Source organism: Streptomyces sp. JJ38, assembly GCF_019303475.1.
Taxonomy (GTDB): domain Bacteria; phylum Actinomycetota; class Actinomycetes; order Streptomycetales; family Streptomycetaceae; genus Streptomyces.
This window is the reverse complement of record NZ_JABLSI010000014.1, coordinates 86,924-108,935: the sequence shown is the minus strand read 5'-3', so window position 1 is coordinate 108,935 and position 22,012 is coordinate 86,924. Positions and strand designations below refer to the sequence as shown.

16 protein-coding genes and 4 pseudogenes are annotated in these 22,012 nt (G+C 70.1%); 11 read left to right on the top strand and 9 right to left on the bottom strand.

What is annotated here, in order from left to right; translation table 11 throughout:
- A partial coding sequence (locus tag HPT28_RS10230) for an ATP-binding protein (protein WP_219090687.1) occupies positions 1-1,522 on the bottom strand: 1,522 nt, incomplete at its 3' end.
- Between the two features lie 221 nt (positions 1,523-1,743).
- On the opposite strand from HPT28_RS10230, the gene HPT28_RS10225 reads away from it, so the two are divergent.
- Entirely contained in the window at positions 1,744-2,001 is a 258-nt protein-coding gene (locus HPT28_RS10225) for a hypothetical protein (RefSeq protein ID WP_219090686.1), read from the top strand.
- A gap of 73 nt (positions 2,002-2,074) precedes the next feature.
- On the opposite strand, the pseudogene HPT28_RS10220 reads toward HPT28_RS10225, so the two are convergent.
- The 4 genes and pseudogenes from HPT28_RS10220 to HPT28_RS10205 all read right to left on the bottom strand — a co-directional run bounded on the left by HPT28_RS10220 (position 2,075) and on the right by HPT28_RS10205 (position 10,212).
- A pseudogene (locus tag HPT28_RS10220) lies at positions 2,075-4,143 on the bottom strand (thioredoxin domain-containing protein).
- A gap of 94 nt (positions 4,144-4,237) precedes the next feature.
- Positions 4,238-9,169: a DUF3320 domain-containing protein gene (locus tag HPT28_RS10215; protein WP_219090685.1), complete on the bottom strand. Its 4,932-nt coding sequence runs from the start codon at positions 9,167-9,169 to the stop codon at positions 4,238-4,240.
- A gap of 366 nt (positions 9,170-9,535) precedes the next feature.
- A complete protein-coding gene (locus HPT28_RS10210; protein ID WP_219090684.1) occupies positions 9,536-9,853 on the bottom strand; it encodes a helix-turn-helix domain-containing protein in 318 nt (105 codons plus the stop codon).
- Positions 9,850-10,212 (bottom strand): type II toxin-antitoxin system RelE/ParE family toxin, encoded by a 363-nt coding sequence (locus HPT28_RS10205; RefSeq protein WP_219090683.1) that lies wholly within the window; start codon positions 10,210-10,212, stop codon positions 9,850-9,852. Before HPT28_RS10205 ends, HPT28_RS10210 begins: the two co-directional genes overlap by 4 nt.
- Positions 10,213-10,631: 419 nt before the next feature.
- On the opposite strand from HPT28_RS10205, the gene HPT28_RS26755 reads away from it, so the two are divergent.
- The 4 genes and pseudogenes from HPT28_RS26755 to HPT28_RS10190 all read left to right on the top strand — a co-directional run bounded on the left by HPT28_RS26755 (position 10,632) and on the right by HPT28_RS10190 (position 13,553).
- Complete coding sequence (locus HPT28_RS26755; protein WP_257578355.1) at positions 10,632-11,498, top strand: hypothetical protein; 867 nt, start codon at positions 10,632-10,634, stop codon at positions 11,496-11,498.
- Positions 11,461-12,087 (top strand): hypothetical protein, encoded by a 627-nt coding sequence (locus HPT28_RS26750; protein WP_257578353.1) that lies wholly within the window; start codon positions 11,461-11,463, stop codon positions 12,085-12,087. The genes HPT28_RS26755 and HPT28_RS26750 overlap by 38 nt, the downstream gene beginning before the upstream one ends.
- A 273-nt stretch (positions 12,088-12,360) precedes the next feature.
- A pseudogene (locus HPT28_RS10195) lies at positions 12,361-13,169 on the top strand (transposase); the annotation flags it as partial.
- A 171-nt stretch (positions 13,170-13,340) separates the two neighbouring features.
- Positions 13,341-13,553 (top strand): hypothetical protein, encoded by a 213-nt coding sequence (locus HPT28_RS10190; protein WP_219090682.1) that lies wholly within the window; start codon positions 13,341-13,343, stop codon positions 13,551-13,553.
- A gap of 81 nt (positions 13,554-13,634) precedes the next feature.
- Here the strand turns inward: HPT28_RS10190 and HPT28_RS10185 are convergent, their stop codons facing one another.
- Complete coding sequence (locus HPT28_RS10185; RefSeq protein WP_219090681.1) at positions 13,635-14,765, bottom strand: hypothetical protein; 1,131 nt, start codon at positions 14,763-14,765, stop codon at positions 13,635-13,637.
- Positions 14,766-14,917: 152 nt separating this feature from the next.
- On the bottom strand, positions 14,918-16,405 hold the full coding sequence (locus tag HPT28_RS10180) for a hypothetical protein (RefSeq protein WP_219090680.1): 1,488 nt from the start codon (positions 16,403-16,405) through the stop codon (positions 14,918-14,920).
- 942 nt (positions 16,406-17,347) lie between these two features.
- Here HPT28_RS10180 and HPT28_RS10170 point away from each other — a divergent pair.
- Together HPT28_RS10170 and HPT28_RS10165 are read left to right on the top strand one after the other, a co-directional pair.
- Positions 17,348-17,620, top strand: a complete 273-nt coding sequence (locus HPT28_RS10170; protein ID WP_219090679.1) for a hypothetical protein — start codon at positions 17,348-17,350, stop codon at positions 17,618-17,620.
- Entirely contained in the window at positions 17,617-18,024 is a 408-nt protein-coding gene (locus tag HPT28_RS10165; RefSeq protein WP_219090678.1) for a type II toxin-antitoxin system VapC family toxin, read from the top strand. The genes HPT28_RS10170 and HPT28_RS10165 overlap by 4 nt, the downstream gene beginning before the upstream one ends.
- A 33-nt stretch (positions 18,025-18,057) precedes the next feature.
- Here the strand turns inward: HPT28_RS10165 and HPT28_RS27395 are convergent.
- Positions 18,058-18,213, bottom strand: a pseudogene (locus HPT28_RS27395) (DUF255 domain-containing protein); the annotation flags it as partial.
- Positions 18,214-18,406: 193 nt separating this feature from the next.
- Between HPT28_RS27395 and HPT28_RS26745 the strand changes: the two are divergent.
- A pseudogene (locus HPT28_RS26745) lies at positions 18,407-18,487 on the top strand (Uma2 family endonuclease); the annotation flags it as partial.
- 262 nt (positions 18,488-18,749) lie between these two features.
- Here the strand turns inward: HPT28_RS26745 and HPT28_RS10155 are convergent.
- Positions 18,750-19,202, bottom strand: coding sequence for a Pycsar system effector family protein (locus HPT28_RS10155; RefSeq protein WP_219090676.1), 453 nt, complete (start codon positions 19,200-19,202; stop codon positions 18,750-18,752).
- Between the two features lie 285 nt (positions 19,203-19,487).
- Here HPT28_RS10155 and HPT28_RS10150 point away from each other — a divergent pair, with 285 nt between their 5' ends.
- From HPT28_RS10150 to HPT28_RS10140, 3 genes are all read left to right on the top strand, one after another.
- Entirely contained in the window at positions 19,488-20,102 is a 615-nt protein-coding gene (locus tag HPT28_RS10150; RefSeq protein WP_219090675.1) for an RNA polymerase sigma factor, read from the top strand.
- Positions 20,103-20,138: 36 nt separating this feature from the next.
- Positions 20,139-20,888 (top strand): Crp/Fnr family transcriptional regulator, encoded by a 750-nt coding sequence (locus tag HPT28_RS10145; protein ID WP_308119149.1) that lies wholly within the window; start codon positions 20,139-20,141, stop codon positions 20,886-20,888.
- A 64-nt stretch (positions 20,889-20,952) separates the two neighbouring features.
- Positions 20,953-21,984 carry a hypothetical protein gene (locus HPT28_RS10140; RefSeq protein WP_219090673.1) on the top strand — a complete coding sequence of 344 codons (1,032 nt, stop codon included), beginning with the start codon at positions 20,953-20,955 and terminating at the stop codon, positions 21,982-21,984.
- Positions 21,985-22,012 lie beyond the last annotated feature (28 nt).

Below are 22,012 nucleotides of genomic sequence, written 5' to 3'. Positions count from 1 at the left end.
CGGCCGCGGCGCCGAGGCTGGCCCGCCCGGCGAGGGCGAGGCGGCGCAGCAGCCGGCGGGCGGCCTCGGACTGGTCGGCGTAGCGCAGCGTCAGCGCCCGCTGCACCGGGTCCGGTGCGCCGGCCGGACCGTGGACGGCGAGCTGCTCGGCGAGGGTGCCCGCGGCCCGTTCCCCGGCGAGCGCGGAACCGGTGAGCCGCAGGGCGAGGGGCAGCCCGCCGCACAGGGCGGCCAGCTCGTCGTAGCCGGTGGCGTCGTAGGGCGCCGGAGCCTCGGTCTCACCGCCGGCGGCCGCGCGCAGCAGTTCCTCGGCCCCGGCGGCGTCCAGCGGGCCCAGCTCCAGGTGGTGCACCCACGCGCCCAGCCCTTCCGGCAGCTCCAGCGGCGCGGTGGCGGTGACGAGGACCAGGCTGTCGGAGCGCTCGGGCACCAGCGTGGCGACCTGGTCCGCGTCCGTCGCGTCGTCCAGCACGACGGCGACGGGCTGCCCGGCCAGGTGCTGGTGGTACAGCTCGGTGAGCCGCCGCAGCTGTTGGTCCTGCGCCGGGTGCTCGCGCCCCGACGCCCCGCGGAACAGGAGCTGCTCGCGGGGCGCGCCGAGCCGGTTGAGCAGGTGCAGCAGTGCGTCCCGGGTGCCCAGCGGCGTCTCCCCGGCCCCGTCGCCGCGCAGGTCGACCAGGCAGGCCCCGCGGAACTGGTCGTTCAGCTCGTGGGCGGCCCGCAGTGCGAGCGCGGTGCGCCCCGACCCGGGCGGCCCGTGCAGGACGACGACGGTGGGGCGCGTCTCGGTGGCCGCCCGCGCCTGGCGCACCCACTGGGCGACGCGCTCCAGCTCGGCCTTCCGCCCGGCGAACGGCCGCACCGGGTCGGGGAGCTGGGTGAAGGACTGCGCCAGGACGGTGCGCCGCCGGGCCGCCGCGCTGCGGTCGCTGCCGCGCAGCCGCGGCTGACCCTCGCCGGTGCGCCGCGCGGACCGGGCCGCCCGGGCCCGCGGGACGCTGACCCGCTGCTGCTCCAGGTACGGCCGGATGCCCCGCACCTCCAGCGCCGTCAGCCAGGCCAGCCGCAACTGCTCGACGCCGCCGGGCTGGTGCCGCGCGCCCGCCCCGGACTGGGCTGCCCACAGATGGGCGGTGAGGATCTGGGCGAGCGCGCCGCCGAACCCGGCGATCCCCACCACCAGGGCGGCGCCCATCGCTTCCCCCGAGCCGTACTCCCGGTCCCACAGCATGATGGCCACCGCCGCGACCAGGACCGCCCCGAGGACGGGACCGAGCGCCCGGCCGGAGAAGCGCTCGGCGAGCCGCCCCGGCCCGGCGGTGTCGAGCGCGCGGGCGAAGGCGGCGTACTCCTCGCTCGCCCGCCCGGCGATGTCGTCCAGCGCCGCGCGCGCCCGTGCCAGCAGCACGTCGCCGTCGGCCGTGCCGCCGGTGCGGCGTACCTCCTCCTCGACGGCACGGGCCAGCACGCGCTCCGCCTCGGCGCGGTGACCCGCGCTCAGTTCCGTCACTGCCCCCGACATGTGTGCCTCTCTGTTGCGGTCTTCTGACCAAGTCTCCCCGCTCGGTGGCTGATTCGACACCCCGGACGCCGCGCGGGGGCGGGCGGAAGGCGTCCGGCGGCGGCTCGGCACGTACCGCTCGGACGCCGTCAAAGGGCCTCTGGCCAGGGAGGATTGTCGGTGGGCGCGACTAGAATGGATACCAGTTCGACAGGGTCCGTTCCCGCGCCAGGAGGGTGCCGATGGCCGCTGCCACGCTGACGAGGAAGTCCCCGAGCCCCTACCGGAAGAAGCCGCTGCCGGCCGGGCAGCCGCGCGAGTGGTACATCGCGCACAACCGACGGCTGAAGGCCATGCGCCTGGCCATCGCCCTGCTCGACACGGGCGTCTACCACCCGGCCGCGGCCGACAACCGCCGCATACGAGCGCTCGCCGCGCGCATCGGCGTGCACGCCCCGTCCACCACCACCTGCCGGATGGTCCGCGCCCTCATCTCCTGAGGTCCGTGCACCGGTTGACGGGTGCGGCCCGCGTCCGGACGGTCGGCGTCCGGGCGCGGGCCGCCCCGCTCGCTCAGGCGCGGAGCTGCTCGCCGAGCACCTCCGGGTCCGTGGCGGGCAGGCCGCACACGAAGTGACGGCACACGTACGCCGCGGGCCGCCCCTCCACCAGGCCGCGCCCGCCCAGCAGGGCCGGGCTCCCGGCGTCCGGCGGGCCGAAGGCCACGGCCGCTCCCGGCGCCGGGGCGACGAGGGCGGCCCGGTGCAGGGCGCGGGCCGCCGGGTCGTCCTCCTCGCCCACGACCGCGACCTCCCGGGGGCCGTCGAGCGCCGCCTCCGCCACGGCCAGGCCCCAGCCGATGAAGCGTGGCGCCCGGCTGCCCAGCGCCTTCACCACGCCGAGCGCCCGCTCCGCGGCCTCCCGGTACCGGGAGGCGCCGGTGTAGGCCGCGTGCGTCAGCAAGGCGCCGGCCGCGGCCGTCCAGCCCGAGGGCGTGGCGCCGTCCGTCGGGTCCTGGGGGCGGCGGATGAGGGCCTCGGCGTCGTCCGCGGTGTCGAACATGGCCCCGTCCTCGGCGGTGAACCGCGTCAGCACGGTGTCCAGCAGCAGCCCGGCCAGTTCCAGCCAGGAGCCGTCGCCCGTCACCGCGTACAGCGCGTGCAGGCCCTCGGCGCAGCACGCGTAGTCCTCCAGCACGCCCTCGCTGGCGCCCACCGTCCCGTCGATCGAGGTGCGGGCGAGGCGCAGCTCGCCGCCGCGCTGCGTGGTGTGGACGCTGACGAGCAGGTCCGCGGCCGCCGCCGCGGCCTCGACGAGGTCCGGCCGCTCGAAGTACGCCCCGGCCTCCGCCAGCGCGGCGACGGCCAGCCCGTTCCAGGCCGCCACCACCTTGTCGTCCCGCCCCGGGCGGGGCCGTTCCGCGCGCGCCGCGAGCAGGCGCTCCCGCAGGGAGGCCACCCGCCCGGCGTCCACGGGCTCTCCGGTGTCGGGGAGCTGGAGGACGGAGGCGCCCTCCTCGAACGTCCCCTCCTCGGTGACGCCGTAGTACCGCGCGGCCAGGGCGGCGTCCTCTTCGCCGAGCACGGTGCGCAGCTCCTCCGGCGTCCAGACGTAGTAGGCGCCCTCGCGGTGCGGGCCGTCCGGATCGGCGGGATCGGCGCTGTCGGCGTCCAGGGCGGAGGCGAACCCGCCCTGCCGGGTGCCCAGTTCGCGGACCATGAAGTCCGCCGTCTCCAACGCCACCCGGCGGGCCCGCTCCGAGCCGGTGGACCGCCACAGGTGCGCGTAGACGCGGCACAGGAGCGCGTTGTCGTAGAGCATCTTCTCGAAGTGGGGCACCACCCACTCCGCGTCCACGCTGTAGCGCGCGAACCCGCCGCCGAGCTGGTCGTAGATACCGCCGCGGGCCATCGCCTCGCAGGTGGTCGACACCATCTCCAGCGCGCCCTCGGCGCCGGTGCGGGCGTGGTGCCGCAGCAGGAATTCCAGCACCATCGACGGCGGGAACTTCGGCGCCCCGCCGAAACCGCCCTGCCGGGCGTCGAAGTCCCGGGTCAGCCCGAGGAGCGCGTCCGCCAGGTCGGCCGCGCCGGGCCGCTCGGGCGCCTTCTCGCCGTAGCCGATCGTGCGTCCGGCGAGCTGGGACGTGATGCGCCCGGCCACCTCCGCGACCTCGCCGCGCCGCCCGGACCAGGCGTCCTTCACACCCTCCAGCACCTGGCCGAAGGAGGGCATCCCGCCGCGGGGGCTGGGCGGGAAGTAGGTGCCGAAGTAGAAGGGCTCGGCGTCCGGGGTGAGGAACACCGTCATCGGCCAGCCGCCCTGGCCCGTGGCCGCCTGCACCGCCTCCATGTAGACGGCGTCCACGTCGGGCCGCTCCTCACGGTCCACCTTGACGCTCACGAAGTGCTCGTTGAGGTAGGCGGCGGTGGCCTCGTCCTCGAACGACTCGTGCGCCATGACGTGACACCAGTGGATTCACAGAAACATAAGTGGCAGGACGAATACCCCACGCTCAAGAGGATGGGTACGTCCCGCCGCTTTGCTTCCGCCATCGCCTCCTCTCCCCATGGCCACCAATCCACCGGATTGGAGGCGTGCTGGAGTAGGTAGGGCGACTGGGAGTCAGCCAGTCGATTCATACCGCCATCGTCGCACGGCACGGACCCCCGCCCAAGTCCAGCAGGGCCGGGACACACGAGCACGACCTACGTACCTACCCCTTGCCCCACAGACTCAGGCTGCCCCTCCAGGCCGCTCCCCTGCATCGGTCGGCACTGCACTGATGCGGGGCGGTCCGCCGCGTAGCGCGCCTCGCAGGTGCAGCTCGGCGATATCCGCCTTCAGGCAGTCGCGTATGTCCCGGCCCGTCCTCTTCCATCCGAAAAATTCGCTGGTCTGCTTGATCAGCTCGTCTTCCGACATGCCGGGGCATTCCGCTGCCAGCTCGTACAGTGCCAGTCGCCGCTCCGCAGGGGCGATCTGGATCACCGTGCGTGGCTTTTCGTCGACCTTCGGGCGGCGGGCCCGCAGCTCGGCCCGATCGACTACGTCGTAGAACGTGCCGTCGAGGGCGATCGTGCCCGACCGGGCGAGGGCGGCGGCCACGGCCCGGACGTTGTCCCGGATGCGGCTGCCTGCCCGCGCCACGCCCCAGGCCTCGCGGGCTCTCTGGACCAGCAGATCCTCGTGGATCGGGCCCTCCGACTCGATGATCTGCTGCAACGCTTTCCGCAAGGCCGGTCGAGCTTCCACCGTGTGCAGCTCGTATGTCGCTCGCACATCGACCGCACGCGAGCGGTAAGGGGCTGCCCAGTCCCGCTCCGTCGCCGTATCGACGGGTACGCGCTCGTACTCGACCTCCGTCGACGTCCCGGTGGCGAGGGCCGGGACCGTCTGCGTAGGCCCCGGTGATTCCGGCACTCCCTGCCCCCGCATCTTCACCCGCCTTGCCGATAGCGGACCCAGCGCGACGGCCTGCTCAACCGCCTCCTTCAGTCGCAGTTCCGCCGCTGCCCGACCTCGGTACCAGTCTGTGCCCCAGATGCGGTACAGGCGCCAGCCCAGCCCATTCAGAACCTGTTCCCGCAGCCTGTCCCGGTCGCGAGCGGCCTTGGAGGAGTGGTACATCGCGCCGTCGCACTCGATGCCCAGGGCGTACGCGCCGGGCAGCTCGGGGTGGCGTATGCCGAGGTCGATGCGGTAGCCCGCGACGCCGACCTGGGGCTGAACCCTATAGCCCCAGTCCCGGAGCACCGCGAGAACCGACTCCTCGAAGGGGCTGTCGGGCTCGGCATCGGCTTGTATGACGTCGCGCGTGAGGGCAGCCGGACCGTTCTCCGCGTACTCCAGGTACCGCTTGAGATACTGGACACTCTCGTTGGGGCTGTCCTTCAGCTGCGTGCCGTGGAAGGAGGCCACGACCTCCATACGGTGGCGGGCGCGGGTGACCGCGACGTTGAGGCGACGCCAGCCGCCCGGCTTGTTGATCGGGCCGAAATTGAGGCCGAGAGTGCCGCGCTCGTCGGGGCCGTACCCGGCGGACATGATCATGACGTCTCGTTCGTCGCCCTGCACCGATTCGAGGTTCTTCACGAAGAAGCCGTCGAGCCGGTCCTCCGTGAAGCGGTGGTCCAAGTCCGGCCGCTGGATCCGCGCCTGCTGCACGGCCAGGTCAATCGTCGACGCCTGCGACTGGGAGAGAGCCACCACACCGAGGGTGAGCTCGGGTCGGGTGTCAAAGTGGTGGATGACGCGCTGGGCGACATACTCCGCCTCCCGTTGGTTATCACGGCGGCCGCCCCTGTCATACACGCCGTCGACGGGGAAGAAGGCGACGCCGACGTCGTTGCCAGCCTCGAGGGCTCCGGGAAAGACAACCATCGAGTTGTCGTAGAACTCCCGGTTGCTGAAGGTGATCAGGTTCTCGTGGCGGCTGCGGTAGTGCCAGCGCAGCGGCAACTCCCGCATGGCGCCAGCCTTGCAGGCGTGCAGCAGCGACTCGAAGGAGTCCGGGACGTCCTCCGCGTACTCGTCGGAGTCGTCCTCGACCGTGGCGTCGAAGAACGAGGTAGGCGGCAGCTGCTTGTCGTCTCCTGCGACGACGAGACTGCGGCCCCGGTAAACGCAGTTGACTGCGTCACTGGGCCGGACCTGGGACGCCTCGTCGAAGATGACGACATCGAAGTGAAAGTCAGCCGGGAGGAACTGGCTGACCGTGAGCGGACTCATCATGAAGCAGGGCTTGATGGCCCGCACTACGTCCCGGGCCTCGTGGAGAAGGACGCGTACCGGCTTGTGGCGGATCTTCTTCTCCGCCTCCTTCTTGATGACGGCTCCGGCTCCGGCGGTGTGATTGCGCGGGCGCCGCTTGTTGCAGGCTTCGATCACCGTACGGCCCGCCGCCTCGATCAGCTTTCGGTCGGCCTCCTTGAACTCGGCCACGCGTGCGTCGAGGTCCTCTGAGCGGGTGGTTCGGAGCCTGGTATCGGTGGCGAGAACGCTGTCGACCCAGGAGCGCAGGAGCGCCTGTTCGACCACGTCAGGAAGCCGCTGCGGATCGAGGCCCCGCTCGGCAGCTCCTGCCACGAGCATCTCTGCTCCATGGCGGGCCAGGGTCGAGAGGCAGTCGTGGTACGCCTGCCACTCCTCTGGCCCGTGCGGGTCACCGAGCAGGGCGTCGAGTACCTGCTGGGCCTGGTCGAAATCACCCAGCAGGGAGGGTGATAGCTGAGCACTCCGTGTCGCGTCGAACAGGTCGAGCAGGGCGGTCGCAGAGGCGGCCCAGCGATCTGCACGGCGTTCGGTGATGGCACACCAGTCGCTGAGCGCGCGGCGTACGTTCGCGGCCAGCCGGGCGGGCAGCGGGTCCGGGTCCGCGCCGTCGGCCAGCTGGTCAGCCAACAGGTCGAGATCCTTGGCGCCAGGGGTCAGCCGGGCGACGCTGTCGGCCGTGCACAGAGCTCCGTCGAGTGCCGCCAGATCCTCCTCGGTACGCGGGGTGTACTGGGCCAGCAGGTCGGTATGTGTCTCGACCAGGTGCCTCACCGCGGCAGCCGCCTGCTGCCAGGCGAGAGCCTGGTGGAGGCGGTCCGGAACCTTCTTGTCCCAGGTCCCGGAGCGTGTGAGGGCCGTCACGGCCTCACGGTCTGCCTTGTACTGGGCCGAGAACCGGACGAACAGGCCGCTGTACTCTTCAAATCGGTCCACCAGTTCGGGCAGTTCCTCTGAGACCAGGACCTGTTCGCCGAAGAATTCCTCGGCGGCTGCCCGGGCCTCCGCCTCCACCTCCAGAGCCTCGCGCAGGTCCTCCGCCGCGTCGTGCGCTCTGCGGAGTACATGGGCCGCGAACCAGGTGCGGGGCGGACGGTGCGTGGCCTGCGTCAGGTCGGCGAGCTCACACCCCGCGAACGCGGCCTCTGAGGATTCCCCGTACGGGAGGCCGAAGAGGCTGGCGAGCTGGGTCGCAGGCCGGGAGACATCCTCCGGCTCCGGTAGTGCGGCGCCCTGCGGCGCTTCCAGTTCGGGGAGGCGGGACCGGATAGAGCGTACAGCCAGCTGGAGCATCCGGGCGGATTCCGGCTCCTGCTCCGTAAGGGCGAAGGGGCGACGTGTGCACGCGCTCCGCAGGGCATCCAGCGCGTCAGCGGCCTCGGACAGCACCTGCTGCGGCGAGGTCCCGGTCAGCCCCCGCCAGGCGAAGGACTCCCCGTCGGCCACGGGGCGCCATGCACGGCTGATCCCCCGAGCGGCCGTGACTGCTTCCTGCAGTGCACTGGCGCTCAGGTCACGGACGGTCTTCGCGTTCCGCGCGGGCAGCGGCAGTCCCGGCGTATGCGCCTGCTCCAGCTGGACCAGGCGACCCATGACGTCGTGCACCGTGCGAAGCAGGGGTTCCCGGGCCTCATTCATGGCAGCGGCGTAGGCTGACAGCTCCTCGCGCAACCTGCGTGCCTGCTCCAATTCGTGCTCGGCGGCTCCGGTGACCTGGGCCTCAGTGGTGAGGACCCGGTTCAGTTCCGCGGCGACAGCCTTCTTGCTCGTGTCTCCGCTGTGGAGGGCCATGACGAAGTCGCCTAGTCCGACACCACGGAGCCGGTTCCGTACGACGTCGAGCGCCGCAGCCTTCTCGCTGACGAACAGCACCGTGCGCCCCGCGTGCATCAGAGAGGCGATCATGTTGGTGATCGTCTGGCTCTTGCCTGTACCGGGCGGCCCACTCATCACGAAGGACCGTTTAGCGAGGGCTGCCGCGACGCACTGGCGCTGTGAAGCGTCAGCGTCCAGGACGAGCGGCGTCTGTTCTGGTGACTGGATGTCGTCGATGCGGTCCTGGTCCGAGGGTTCGAAGCCGATAACGTCGTCCGGCAGTCCAGAGTCCGGGCCGAGGGCGATGGCCCTGATCAGCTCATTTCGGAGGATGCGGTCCTCGTTCTGCCGGAGGTCCTGGTACATGGCTTCATGGTGGGAGGCGAACAAACCGAGGACCGCCCGATCCTCGACGGCCCAGCCCCTCTGCCTAGCCGCCACCGATCGTGCCGCGGCGATGACCCCTGCCACGTCGGAGACGTCCACGTTCGCGACGGGACTCCAGTCGACGCCGAGCCGTTCGAGCTTCACGGCCAGGGCGGGGTTGTGCATGGCGTCCTGGTTGTCGGCCGGACGCAGTCGGTAGCGCCGGTCGCTGTCTCTGCGCAATTCGACCGGTACGAGAAGCAGCGGTGCCGAGCTAGTCTCATACGCGTCCTCCTCCCGCCAGTCGAGCATGCCGACGCCCAGCCACAGAATCCATAGGCCGTAGTCGTTGAACATCTGAGCGGACTTCTGGCGAAGCCGGTACAAGGAGGAATCGAGTGCCCGCTGCGTAGCCTTCTGCGTCACCAAGCCAGGTGCTGTGGGCCCTTCGGAGAGGAGCACCCCGCCCTGGCTCTCCGTGTCCTCGGCGACCGGGGCGAAACCCCATCCCCGCGCGAGGCCCCTCAGCAGTTCCGTGACCGCAGGGGATGTCAGCTCAAGCGTTGCCATCTTGGTGTGGCGAAAATTGAGAAGTCGATTACGGCCGCCCATGTCGATCAGCGAGGTGCGCCAGCCGTCGAGAACAGCCTCCAGCCGGTCGCGCCCAGGATCGCCCCTTGAAGCGGACGAGACGGTCTGATGCTGATGGGGCATGCGCGAGGACCTCCTCATCAGAATAGAGAGGGGAACCCGTGCGATGAGCTCCCTGAGCCCATCTACTTACCAGGCTACACTTCGCTGTACGCTCAAGATCGACAAGAAGTTGCTCACTTGTTGTGCTCGGGTCGACACTCATGAGAGCCAAGCGGCGCAACGCCTCACCAGGGCCCCCGAGGACGGGAGGTGAACCGCCGCCTTTTGGCGTCCTCGGCTTCGATGGGAGTAGCAGCCCCTTCGCTGACTGCGTCACCCGAACCGATCCGTTTTCGCCCCATCGCCACTCTGGGGATCGGCCTCGTGACCCCGAGCGTTGTCGGCGGGGGCACTGACTCCGGTGCCGTCCAAGCACCGAGGCATGGCTCAAGCGATGGCGGCGATGTCACCATCATCGAAGTAGATGGCCTGGTGCAGACGTCCGCCGAGCGCAGCGGCGAACCGCGCAAGAACGTCCTGTCCGGAGATGTGCCCACGCTCGATCTGCGACACACGGCCCTTGGTGACACCCATACGCTCGGCCACATCCTGCTGCGTCAGCCCACGGGCCCGCCGCAGCTCCGCCAGACGGCGCCCGGTCATCTCCGCGAGGAGTTCCTCCTTGCCTTCCCGTACAGCCTCCTCGCCGCCAGCACGGGCGACGTACTCAGCACGGATGTCCTGCCAACGGGCGTAATTGCTCATGGTCGTCCACCTTCTTCCCGAGCTCGTTCCTTCACATACGTCTCGTAGCGCTGCTCGGCCAGAGGGATCGCTTCCCGGTACCACTCGTTCCACCGACCCGACTTGTCTCCTGCGACCAGCAGGATGCTGCAGCGCCACGGATCGAAGGCGAACAGGATCCGAACCGTCCCCGGTCGCAGCTCCTTCAGGTTCGCCATCGACGAGCCGTGAATGGTGTCGACCAGCGGACGTCCCAGCCCGGGCCCCCCTTCGGCCAGTGCGTCCAGCGCCTGCACCACCCGGGAGAACGCGGACCCGTCCAAGCCGTCGATCCACTCACGAACCTCGTCAACGAGGAAGATCTCCCACTCGCCATCCACAGGACGAGTATAGCTATCGCTATACTGAGTGGCGACTGCAGGCCGGGCCAGCCCTGCGGGGCGACCTCCCCGCAGGGCTGGCCCAAGGTCACACGGCTCTGGCCAGCCACTTACCCGGAACGGGCGCAGGCTCCCGCGCCTGTGTGGTCACATGGCACCAGTGATCATCAGGCTAAGTGGCACGACGATTGGCCCACCTGGACACGACAACAGCGAGTTCGGCAACTATCCCACGCCGGTCACTCCCTGTGTGCATTTGTTATACAGATCACTGAGCATCCCCTCGTCACCACACCGGAAGGCCCTCGCACCCCGGACGCTCCAACGAACGAGCAACCCGGAATCCACAGCAGCGCGGGGTGCGCGCCTCTGCGGTGATCAGACCACTGCGAGCGGGATCGAGCCGGAGGAAGACACCTATGACCGATTCCAAGGCGGGCAACGGTGCGGAAGAGCCTCTGGGGCGAGCCTCCTACCTGATCGAGGGACGGCGGGTGCTGGTCTCCGACCTGGTGGACGCCGGGCTGCTGACCGCCGGAACGCAGCTCACATTTCGGCGTAAGCAGTCCGGAGAGGCACACCTCGCGAAGGTGACCGGGGACGGAAGGATCGAGCTGAGCGACGGCCGGCAGTTCAAGTCCCCCTCCACGGCGGCTGCCGCTGCCACGGGGCGGGGACCCTTCGACGGATGGACCGCCTGGGCACTTGCCGACGGCACCCTGCTGGACGTTCTGAGACAGAGCCTCCTGGACACGGTGGCGGAGCAGTCCGCGTCCGGCAGCTCGGCAGTGGACGTCTCCGGCGCACGGCACGCCCGGTTGAAAGACGCCCGGAGGCAAGCGGATGCAGGTTCTCCGATCACCCTCACTGTCCGAGACCTGCTGGGCTGGTGGGGGGCTTCCCGACGCGGCTACCTGATCAGCGAGCAGATAGCCAGTGAACTGACCAACCACGGCCTGTCCACCGTTCCAGACTTCGCAGCCGTAGGCATCGACGACCGCGTCACCTTGACCGGGCCATCAGCGGATTCCGAGGACGCGGAGTCGGAAACGGCCGAACCGGAGGCGACAGCGGGGCAGGCGGGGCCGAGGACGACCGGCGCACCAGCGCCCGCCACCACCTCCGGCGACGAGAAGGAGGACAAGGGCGAGCCGGTCCAGGGGGCAGACGGTCGGCAACCTGCCCTCGGCGCCCAGAGGAGTGGTATCGGTGACCTCCTCGGCGAACTTCGAGGAAGCGTTCACCAAGATGCAGCTCAACGAGTACTCACAGCTGCCGGTGCTTGACGGAACTCGGAACCTCCAGGGGGCTGTCACCTGGGAATCCATTGCCCAGGCTCGTCACAAGGACAGCCAGGCTCCCTTTTCCCAAGCCATCGTCAAAGCGCACGATGTCAGCTATGCCGATCACCTGATCGACGTCCTGCCCTACCTGGAGCAGTACGGCTTCCTCTTGGTGAGGGACCAGACGAAGCAGATCGCTGGAATCATCACCATCGCGGACGTGGCCGCCGAGTACGGCGCCACGGCCCGGCCGTTCCTCCTCATCGGCGACCTCGACCGGCAGCTGCGCCGGGTCATCTCGGAAGGCCTCGACCTTCAGGAGGTGATCACGCTCTGCGATCCGGACAAGCTCCGCAACATCACCTCCTTCGGCCAGCTGTCGTATGGGGACTATCAGCGGGTCCTCAGCAATCCGCAGCAATGGGACAAGCTGGGCTGGCCGCTGGACCGCAAGTCCTTCGTGGCCCGCCTCGACGAGGTGCGCGAGGTCCGCAACGAGTTGATGCACTTCAACGACAAGGACAAGGCCGGCGATGACGCGATACCGAAGCTCCGCAACATGATCGAGCTGCTGCGCCGATACGGAAGCTGAGACGAGGCGCGCGGCCACCCCTGGGCGGTCGCGCGCCTCCGCCGTCCCCCCCGTTACCTTTCTCGTGGCACCGCAATGGGGTGCCTGGCCCCCGGGCCCGGTATGGCTGTTTGCCCCCTGTCGAAGGGATGACCTGGGGGGGCCGCCGGGTCTCGGGGCACCGCTTGACCGCTGATGAGGGGCCTGACGACCGCCCGGCCCGGCACCCGGCGCAACGCCGGACCGCTTCAGGGCGGGATGTCTGCGTAACGTGGTTGCCGGCGTGTGGTGCCGCTCACCGGCTACGACAACGACCTGGCAGGCGAGGTCAACCGCACCACCAACCGGCTGTGCGGCCTGCTCTCCCAGATCCACCCCTCCCTGGAGCGTGTCCTGGGCAAGCGGCTGGCCTACCCCTACGTCCAGGCTCTCCTGGCCAGGCATGGTTCCCCCGCGAAGATCAGGAAGCTGGGGCGTGCCCGCTGCAAGGCCCTGCTCAAGGCGCACAGCTCGCGCAAGGCCGCCCACCTCACCGCCGAGATCTTCGAGGCGCTGGACGAGCAGACCCTCGTGGTCCCGGGCACCGAGACCTCCGCACTGATCGTGCCCGGGCTGGCCGCGCAGCTCGCCGCCGCCCACATCCAGCGAAAGGCCACTGAGCAGGAGATCGCCGCCCTGCTGGAGCCCCTCCCTCTTTTCCACCTCCTAACGTCCCTGCCCGGTATGGGCGTCAGGACCACAGCAGCCGTCATCGTCGCGATCGGCGACGGCACCACTTTCCCCACCGCCGGGTACCTCGCCTCCTACGCTGGCTCGCTCCCGCTACGAAATCCTCGGGCACCTCCATACGCGGCGAGCACGCACCCCACCGCGGCAACCGGCTCCTCAAACGTGCCCTGTTCCAGGCCGCGTTCGCCGCGATCGGCCGCAAGAGTGATCCGTCCTCCCGGACCTACTATGACCGGCAACGCGCACGCGGCAAGACCCACACCCAGGCGATCCTGCGTCTGGCCCGCCAGCGCGTGAACGTCATCCACGCGATGATCCGCACCGGCGCCCTCTACGAACCGCGCACCCCCGACGACGTCGACCTCGCCGCCTGACGACTTCACCGCCCTGTCCTCCAGGCCTCATCCTGCCCTCGCACCGGCACGGCCCCTCCGGCCTGCCGGCCACCGGGCTCCCCATCAGCCACCCGATCCGCCGGGAACATCCCGCTTCGCGGGACGTTCCCGAAAACCATCATCACCCCCCACAAGCCGACCCCACCGGGGTTGACGAAACAGATAGGGGCACCCCTCCTGCTGCGGTCGCTGCTCGGTTGGCGGCGCACGCTCGGTTTCCGCGCTGGGCGGGTCGGGCCGGGGCTGGCCGCCCGTCCCGGCGAGGCTGGCCACGAGGGCGACCGCGAGCACCACGGCCAACGCCGCAACCGCGCCGTAGACCTCGGCGAACAGCACCGCCCCGTGCCCTGGCCAGTTATGTAATAGCCGCCGGGAGCACGGCTCCGACACTTCCCGCCGACGCCCGGCCGGGTGCTGGGGAGACCCAGGACGGGGCCTTTGCTCTCACCGGGTGCGCGTGAACTCCCCGCGTACTACGCGATCGGTGAGTGGAGGTCCTTCGAAGGAGCCGTAGCCGGTGGCTGCCCAGAGGCTCATCCCCGACGGCACCTCGAAGTACGGGATGGTCCGCCCTCGATGCCGGACTGTCAGCACGCTCGGCGCAGTCCCCCGACGCACCAGCTCACCGCATTCCGCACAGGCGGCGACGCGTACCGGCTCGCGGTCCGGCACCGGCTGCCAGGCCACCCGGTCGGTGCCTCGTCCGTGCAGCGGCTGAAAGAAGCACAGCGGCGCGAGCTCCTCGCCGCGCAACGCGGCACGCCCCTCCGCGAGAACGGCCAGGACGCCGATGAGGTCCCCCCGGTCCCGCGCGTCGTCCAGCACTCTGCCGGCCGCTTCGTAGGCGTCGAGCGCGAGGCGCAGCCGTTCTCCGTCGCCGGTCATCCGGCGTCCGCGCAGTTCCCGGCCGTAGGCGAGCAATTCCTTGCGTGCGTCCGCGCGCAAGGCCGCTTCGTTCGCCTCGGCATGGTTGAGCAGCACCTGGCGCGGCGCGACGAACGGCGACTGCCTGGCCAGCCGGTGCCGGGAGCGGCGGAAGACGGCGAGCAAGGCGAGCGATCCGACGAGGGCCGCCAGGCCGCCGGCGATTCCGGCTACCACCATGGCGCCGCCGCCCTGGGCGTCCTGGTCCTCCGTGCCGGTCTCCTCCGCGCGCGCCGCACGCTCCCGCTCCACACCGCGCCGATGGGTGTCCACGGCGTCTCCGGAAGCCAGCAGGTCGATGGCGTAGGCGAGTTGCCGGGCCATCGGTGCTTCGGCGACGGAGTCGTCGTAGCGGATCGCCGACGCCGCCGCGGAGGCGGGTGTCTGTTCCCCGTCCGCGCGGTCGGGGAGTTCGATGCCGCGCAGCGAGCCGAACTCAGGCTGGACGGTGAACAGGGACCACGTACCGCCGAGGTGGTCGTGCAGCACCCCGGCCAGTCGGCCGGGGTCGGCCTGGAAGGGGCCACCGGGTGTGAGGTCCACCAGGACCACACGGATGACCGGGCCGCCCGCGGCGCGGACCGCTTCGACGCGCTGGGCCAGCGCCCGCCGCTCCTTCTCCGGTACGGCGGCGGTGTAGGGCCTCTCCACGTACACCGGGCTCTCGCGGAGCGCAGCCGCGATCTCCGCGCCGCGGCTCTCCGCCGCGGAGACCGGAGTGGCGGGGAGGAACAGGGCCGCCGCGGCGAGCAGGGCCGCTGCCAGGCAGAGGCGGGCGCAACGCTCGGTGGTCGTCGTCGGTTTCAGGACTTCGTTCCTCTCGTCGCATCACCGGCGGCGCCCTCAGCACGGGACCGGCTCCGAACGCCTCGGGCGGTGATGCGTGCGGGCACCAGGAAACAGACTGTGATGGTGGTGATCGCGCCCAGTGCGGCGAAGACGCGGAAGGAGGTCCGGTCGACGAGGTGCCGCTCCAGCGGGGTGAAGCCGTCGGCCGGCTCGGGCACATGCGCCGGGCTGTACGGCCGGGCCTCACCCGTTCCGACCTGCGCCAGGTGCTCCACGAGCCATTCGGCACGCTGCGGCAGCGTGGCGACCTGCTCGGTACCGCCGGAGCGGACAGGACGTGGTTCCTTGATGTGGGGAGGGGGGTACGCGGCCTTGTTGGCGGCACCCGAGTCGAGGTCGTATACGCGCAGGTACTGGGTGTGGGGGTCCAGGTGCACGTACAGTACTCCGTCGCCGCGGGCACCGTCCCGCTCCAGCGCGGCGGCCACGCGTTCCACGAAGAGTTGTTCGTTCCCCATGGTCTCGTCCTCGGAAACCGAGGGCACGGCTATCAGCTTGGCCGGGTAGGGGAGTTCGGCCAACTGCTCGCCCAGTTGCCGGGCGTGGGCGGGGGTGGATGCCGGGTACTCCGGATGCTGGTAAACCGGCGACTCGCGCAGTCCGTCGGCCACCCGTTCTACACGGCGTGCCAGGTCGTCCTCGTTCGGCGGGGGACGCAGGAGGGCGACGTGCTGATCGTAGGCGGTGCGGGCGGTGAGATAGCTCTCGCGGACTTCGCTGTAGAGGGCCTGAGCGGGCAGCAGCACGGCCACGGCCGTACCGGCGGCCGCCACGACTGGCAGAAGCCGCCGGCCGTGGCGGTGGCCGGCCAGCGGAAACCGGCCGCGACGGCCCAGGACCAGGACCAGCAGCGGCAAACCGCCCGCCAGCAGGCCCAGGGCTGTGACGGGGCCGTCCGACCGCTCCGGTTCCTTCCGCGGATCGGGCAGTACGCGTTCGTCGGCGCCTGAAGCGGCCAGTCCGGGGAAGTGGCCGCGGAACGCCTCGATGCTCACGTCCAGCGCCAGGAGCGGACCGGAACCGCGCGGCACGTCAGCACGGAAAGCCTTCTCCACCAGACGGGGCGGCAGGTCCAGGTCGAAGGCGGCGGCGGCACGCACCCCGCCCTCGTCCAGGAGCACGTACAGTCCCTCAGCGCCGCCACGGTCGTACACGGAGGCCAGAAGCTGGTCGGGAGGGCCGACCGCGGAGGAGTACAGCACTTCCCGGGGCAGCACAGCAACGTACACCGGAACCGTCACTCGTCTGGTGATCTCCGCCAGCCGGGGTGCTGCCGATCCGGGCAGGACGTGGGGCACGCTGTCACTGACGTGGACCGGATCGGCCGCGAACCGCTCGGCCAGGTGGGACGCAAGCGCCACACGGTGCTCGGGCACCGCGTCAGCGGTCCCCCCGTTCCCGAAGGCGGCCGGAGCGGCGCCGAACAGCAGCACACAGATCACGCCCGACACCGTCGCCAGACGCCGCCGACGGCGGACAGCTTCGGGGGTACGCGGGAAAAGCACCCGGTAAGGCTAACGAACAGGCCGCGCAGCAGAGGTGACTCGGGGGTGCGGGCAGCCCGGCAAGGGTCCCGGCGTTCCAGGAGGACGCCGGGAGCCGAGGGCGCTGACGCCCGTGAAGCGGCCTCCCTCAAGGGACCCGTTGGCCTCGGAGCTGGAGCTGGGTGAGCGGCCCGGCGGCGATCCGGCCACGGTGGGCCGGAACCTGACGTGGGCCGCCGCCCCCGGCGCCGTCGGCCACCCGGGGCCGGACACCACGGACCGGCTGCCGGACGTCACCGGGCTCGGCTGAGCCAGTCCCCCGAGACGATCGGCGTCCCCTCCTGNTGCCGCCCCCGGCCCGCTCCGCCTCCGCCGTCACCCGCTCGTAGACGTTCGCCGCGCCGCCGGGCACGAAGTCCGTCCAGCTCGTCCAGGACGTGGAGGTCTCGCCGTACCGCTCAGGGTCCGGTTCCACCAGGGTGCCGGTGACGGCGCCGTCACCGGCCACGGCGTACGGGTAGCCGGGGCCCGCGTAGAGCACGAGGCCGCGCACGGTGGCGGGCTCCTCGCACCCGGTACGCCCGGCGAGGCCCACGCTGGTTGTGCGGCACCCTCTACGAACCGCGCACCCCCGACGACGTCGACTCCACCGCCCTGTCCTCCAGGCCTCATCCTGCCCTCGCACCGGCACGGCCCCTCCGGCCTGGCGGCCACCGGGCTCCCCATCAGCCACCCGATCCGCCGGGAACATCCTGCTTCGCGGGACGTTCCCGAAAACCATCATCAACCCCCACAAGCCGACCCCACCGGGGTTGACGAAACAGATAGGGCACCTCTCCTCGTCAGTGCCGATACCTCAAACCTTCTCATTGTAATAGATGCCGTCTTACACTTCGGGGTGTGAAGCAGACTCGAGCCGGGACCACTGAGAACATCTCCGTGTCCATGCCCGCCGAGCTGGTCAGCGAGCTCCGCTCGCGGACCGGTCGTCGCGGGCTGTCCAGCTACATCACCGAAGCCGTCAGGCACCAGCTCGCCATGGACGGACTCGCCGAGATCGTGGCGTCCCACGAGGAGGAGCACGGCGCGCTCACGGAGCAGGAGATCGAAGCCGCTCGTCGCGAGCTGTTCGGAGACGTGACCGCCGAGGATGTCGAGCGGGGCGCCGCGTGAAGGAGCAGCCGGCCCGCTCGCTGGTGCTCGACTCCGAGGCGCTCTCTCTGCTCCTGCGCAACGACCGCGGTATGGCGGCACGCATCGAGGCGTCGCGGCAGACCGGGGTTCCCGTCCTCGTGTCCGCGCTGACCATTGTTGAAGCCGTGCACGGGAAGACCGATCTGGCCCGCTTGAAGTGGGTGCTCTCCCGGCTGCGGGTGGAACCGGTCAACCAGGAGGACTCCCTGACCGCGGTGGGGCTGCTTCAGGACGCAGGCGGGCTGCACGGTCACAAGTACGCCATCGACGCCCTCGTCGCCGCGCTCGCGCTACGCGTCCCGGCCCCCGTGATCGTCCTGACCTCCGACCGAGACGACTGGTCGAAACTCTGCGGGAAGCGCGTGATCATCAGAGAGGTGTGAGCACCGCCGGCTACTGGGTTCGCGAGTCCACTGGCACCAGTGGCACGCGAAGTAGTCAACTGACAGCAGAGCGGGTGCGTCGCGCCGTTCTGCCTCCTCGAACGCCTCCGGCGTCCAGGGCCACCAGTCGACCGGATTGTCAGCGCGCTGAAGCAGATACGGCGAGGTCACGCCAGCCAGCCGGTTCATACGACGCAGTCTCTCACAGCACCTGCCGTGACCAGCGGAACCCTCACGGCCCCACCTCCTTTGGTCGAACGCACGTGTGAGCCATCACGTGGTGGGCGGCTCCGCCCTCCGGGTCGGGGGACCCGGCATCGCGGAACAGGAGGCTGGGAACAGCAGAGCTGGACCTGCCGAGCCTCCTCGAAGGAGGTCCACCATGGCCGCCGAGATGGTGGCGCCCGCGTGGATGCATGCGCAGGCCAGCGCGGAGCAGTGCGACTCCCGGTCCGAGAAGCAGCGCGTCGTCCGGCTCTGTGTACGCGCGGCCGAACCGGTTGCCGAGTGGCGGCACCGCGCCACCACCACAGCCCCGGTCACAGGCGGGCGGGGAGAATCAGAAGGGCGCCCTGCACTGCGCACAACGGCAATGCGTTCTCCAGGCCCGCAGGGCATTCCGTTGCGCGGATCTGCTCCCAGCTGATCACGCTGTACATGGATCTGGTCCGGCGGACGGGTCAGGCCCCACACCGGTTTCGACCAGCGGGGCGAGCCTGTCCGGCTCAGCTCGTGAAAAGGAGGGCGAGAAGGAGGAGAATTCCGCCGGCCATCGCGAGAGCGATCGACACTCGGAGCAGCCAGTGTTTGCGCCAGGCGATTCCACTGTTGACCACAATGGACCGCGTGAGCACGTTCAGCACGTCGTGCTTCATGGCCTCGGCCAGTCGCACGGGATCCCACAGGCGCAGGTGCCCGAAGTAGACGAAATCCCGCGAGGCTTCCGCCCGAACGCTCCGTGCCCTCATCCGGGGCATCAGCACCATCACCGAGCTCACCACACTGGCCACGAGGAGGCAGGTTCCTGCCCAAAGCAGGACGAGGCGGGCGCCCCGCACGGCCATGTCACCCTCGGTGGACACGGTCACCAGGCCGGCGAGTATGGCGATCTCCAAGGTCAGCACAACCGAGGCCTTGACGTCCACCCGGCCGGTCCATTCGGCCACGGACGTGTGCACGCGCCAGGCGGTGTCCAGGGCTGACGAACCGTCCGGCGCGTCGGCTGACCTGTTCGAAGGCGACTGCGGGGCGGATCCCGGGAAAGGCCCCCGGGCGGACCCAGATGGCACCTGAGGGGGTATGGGCATGTTGGACATGTCGGCAGTTCCCTTCTCGCCGCAAGGCTGCCGACCCTACGGAGGAATCGAGCGCACGAATACATCAGGAGAGGTAATGCGGCCACCATCTCCTGGCTAGGTTGAGTCAAGTCCCACTCGCACCGCACAGTTCAGGGAAGCGCCACCGTGACGACCGAGCCCTGCTCCACGCTCTCACCCTCGCCGACCGATGGAGAACTGGCGAAAGGCGCCGCCGACGGCGATCACCGGGCCTTCGCTGAACTCGTCGCCCGCCATCAGCCCCGCATGCTGGCCCTCTGCAGGCGGATCACCCACGACGATCACGACGCACACGACGCGCTGCAGAACGCCCTGCTCGCCGCCTGGCAGCGGATGGGCAGTCACCAGGGCCGGTCCTCGGTGGGCACCTGGCTCTGCCGGGTGGCCATCAACGCGTCCCTCGACGAGTTGCGCCGCCGCAGGCGACGTCCCGACCCGACCTCGGAGATCGCCTTGGCCGCCGCGCCGACGCATCTCGACGACACGATGACGACGAGGGTGGCGCTCCTGTGGGCCATGGAACAGCTTCCGCCGTCTACCCGGGCCGTCGTGCTGCTGCGAGACCATTACGGGCTGTCCTATCGGGAGATAGCCGAACGTCACGGCACCTCCACCGACGCCGTACGCGCCCGGCTCGCCCGGGGGCGCCGTGCCCTGGCCGGCCTGTTGGAGTCGCGCCGTCAGCAACGGTCGGTCCGGATCGTTCCGGAAACGCCGCCCCTGTGTGAACATGGCAGCTAAACTCGCCCACCGTGATGCTCTGACCGCATCCTGGAGGTGGAGACAACGGCAGACGCCTTCGGCGCAGGGGACGCTCCGGTCCGGGCCCGTGCCACCGATGCGGACTGGCCAGCACGCAGCTTCGTGGCGGACCTCGCACCGGCTCCTCGGCAGACGTTGCTCCGTCTCGGCACAGTGCGCCGGTACGGACCGCATGAAGCCATCATGCTCCAGGGCCATCTGGACAACGAGGTGTACCTGCTGGCCGCCGGTTACGTCCGCGTGGTCGGAGACACCGCAAGCGGCCGGACGGTTTTGCTGGCCCTGCGTACCCGGGGCGACCTCGTGGGGGAACTCGCCGCCCTGGACGGAGGCCCCCGCAGCGCCTCGGTGCTGGCTGCCACTCCCGTGCTCGCCCACTCCATCAGCCGTTTCGAGTTTCTCCGCTTTCTCCGTGCTCACCCGGAGGCGGCAGAGTCCGTCCAGCGTTCCGTCACACGCAAGTTACGGATGGCCACCCGCCACCGGATGGAAACCGGTTCGGCTCCGGTTCTGGTGCGGATCTGCGGGGTTCTGGAGGGTCTGGTCGCGACCCACGGCCGTCCCACCGACGAGGGCGTACAGCTTGACGTGCCGCTCAGCCAGCTCGATCTCGCCATGCTTGCGGGGGCCTCCCTGCCAAGCGTCCAGCGCGCGGCGGCCGATCTCCGTCGTCGCGGCATCCTGTCCACCGGGTATCTGCGCCTGGTGGTGCGCGACGTGGAAGCGTTGCGCGCGCTTGCCCAGACGGCAGGCGAGGAGAACTGACGGCCCCGGCTCTTCCCGGCCGGGACCGTACTGCGGGAATCCGATGGCTGAGGAGCGCGGACCTGTGAAGAAGAGGTTCAGTAGAACGGAGCTGGAGTCCGTGCGGCGAGTGAGCACGGTCGTGGACGTCGAGGGGTCCAGCCGCCGCACGCATACGGAACAGATCGATGTCCAGGACCGGCTCGACTGGCTGATGGGTCACGCGTTCCGGGCCGCGGAGCTGGAACCGCGCCGGTGCTTCCGGCAGAACCAGGGGGACGGCCTGCTGTTCGTGCTGCCGGTCGGGATCTCGGAGGGCCATGTGGTGCCCGGGCTTGTCTCCGGGGTCCAGACCGCACTGCACGGGGTCAACGGTGCTCCCGGAGTTGGAGGCAGGCTCCGGATGCGGATGGCCTTGACCGAAGGGATCGTCACCGTGGGACCGACCGGATTCGTGGGCACGGGCGTGAACGAAGCGTGCGCGATGGTGGATTCCACCCATGCCCGCGACGCACTGAAGGCCAGGACCGACTGCGATCTCGTCTTCCTAGTGGACGAACCGTACTTCAGGAATGTTGTGGACGAGGACTTCACGGGGTTGTCCCCGGCGGGCTTCCGGCGGGTCACAGTGCCGGTCAAGTCGGGGAAACCGGATGTGGGAGCCAGGATCAGCGTGATTCCCCCGGCCCGTACCAACGAGAAAGTGCCAGTCTTCACCGAGGAGGCCTTGGCGGAGCACGGCCCGCGTTACCTGGCGGCCGCGAGTCTGTTCGGTGGTGCCGCCGCGGCCATCCTGATCAGTTGCCCTCCCTCGGATCCCGGCGGGAAGCGCACCCCGACCGGCAGTCACGTCATGGCCGGCCGGGCAGGCTTCGACCCGACCCGCATGGGCCCCGACCGCCCCGAACTGCTGGACGTGACGTATGACGATGAGGAGGACGAGCACGACGAGTACGGGAACGAGCAGGCTAACGTCGGAAGCGGCGAGGTCCACGAGGAATACGGCGGGGACGAGACAGGAGCGGACACGGTGGCCGGGCTCGACGATCCCTTCGCGGTGACCGAGGATTCCAGCGGTGACGGTCGCGGGCCGGATACCGACCCCTTCTCCCACTGAAGCCCCAGCCATCGTGATCAGCCCCCTG

Bases quoted from the DNA above. Each gene is read 5' to 3' on its own strand.
- HPT28_RS10210 (WP_219090684.1), bottom strand. From the start codon at position 9,853: ATGAGCAATTACGCCCGTTGGCAGGACATCCGTGCTGAGTACGTCGCC.
- HPT28_RS26755 (WP_257578355.1), top strand. From the start codon at position 10,632: ATGACCGATTCCAAGGCGGGCAACGGTGCGGAAGAGCCTCTGGGGCGA.
- HPT28_RS10215 (WP_219090685.1), bottom strand. From the start codon at position 9,169: ATGCCCCATCAGCATCAGACCGTCTCGTCCGCTTCAAGGGGCGATCCT.
- HPT28_RS26750 (WP_257578353.1), top strand. From the start codon at position 11,461: ATGCAGCTCAACGAGTACTCACAGCTGCCGGTGCTTGACGGAACTCGG.
- HPT28_RS10225 (WP_219090686.1), top strand. From the start codon at position 1,744: ATGGCCGCTGCCACGCTGACGAGGAAGTCCCCGAGCCCCTACCGGAAG.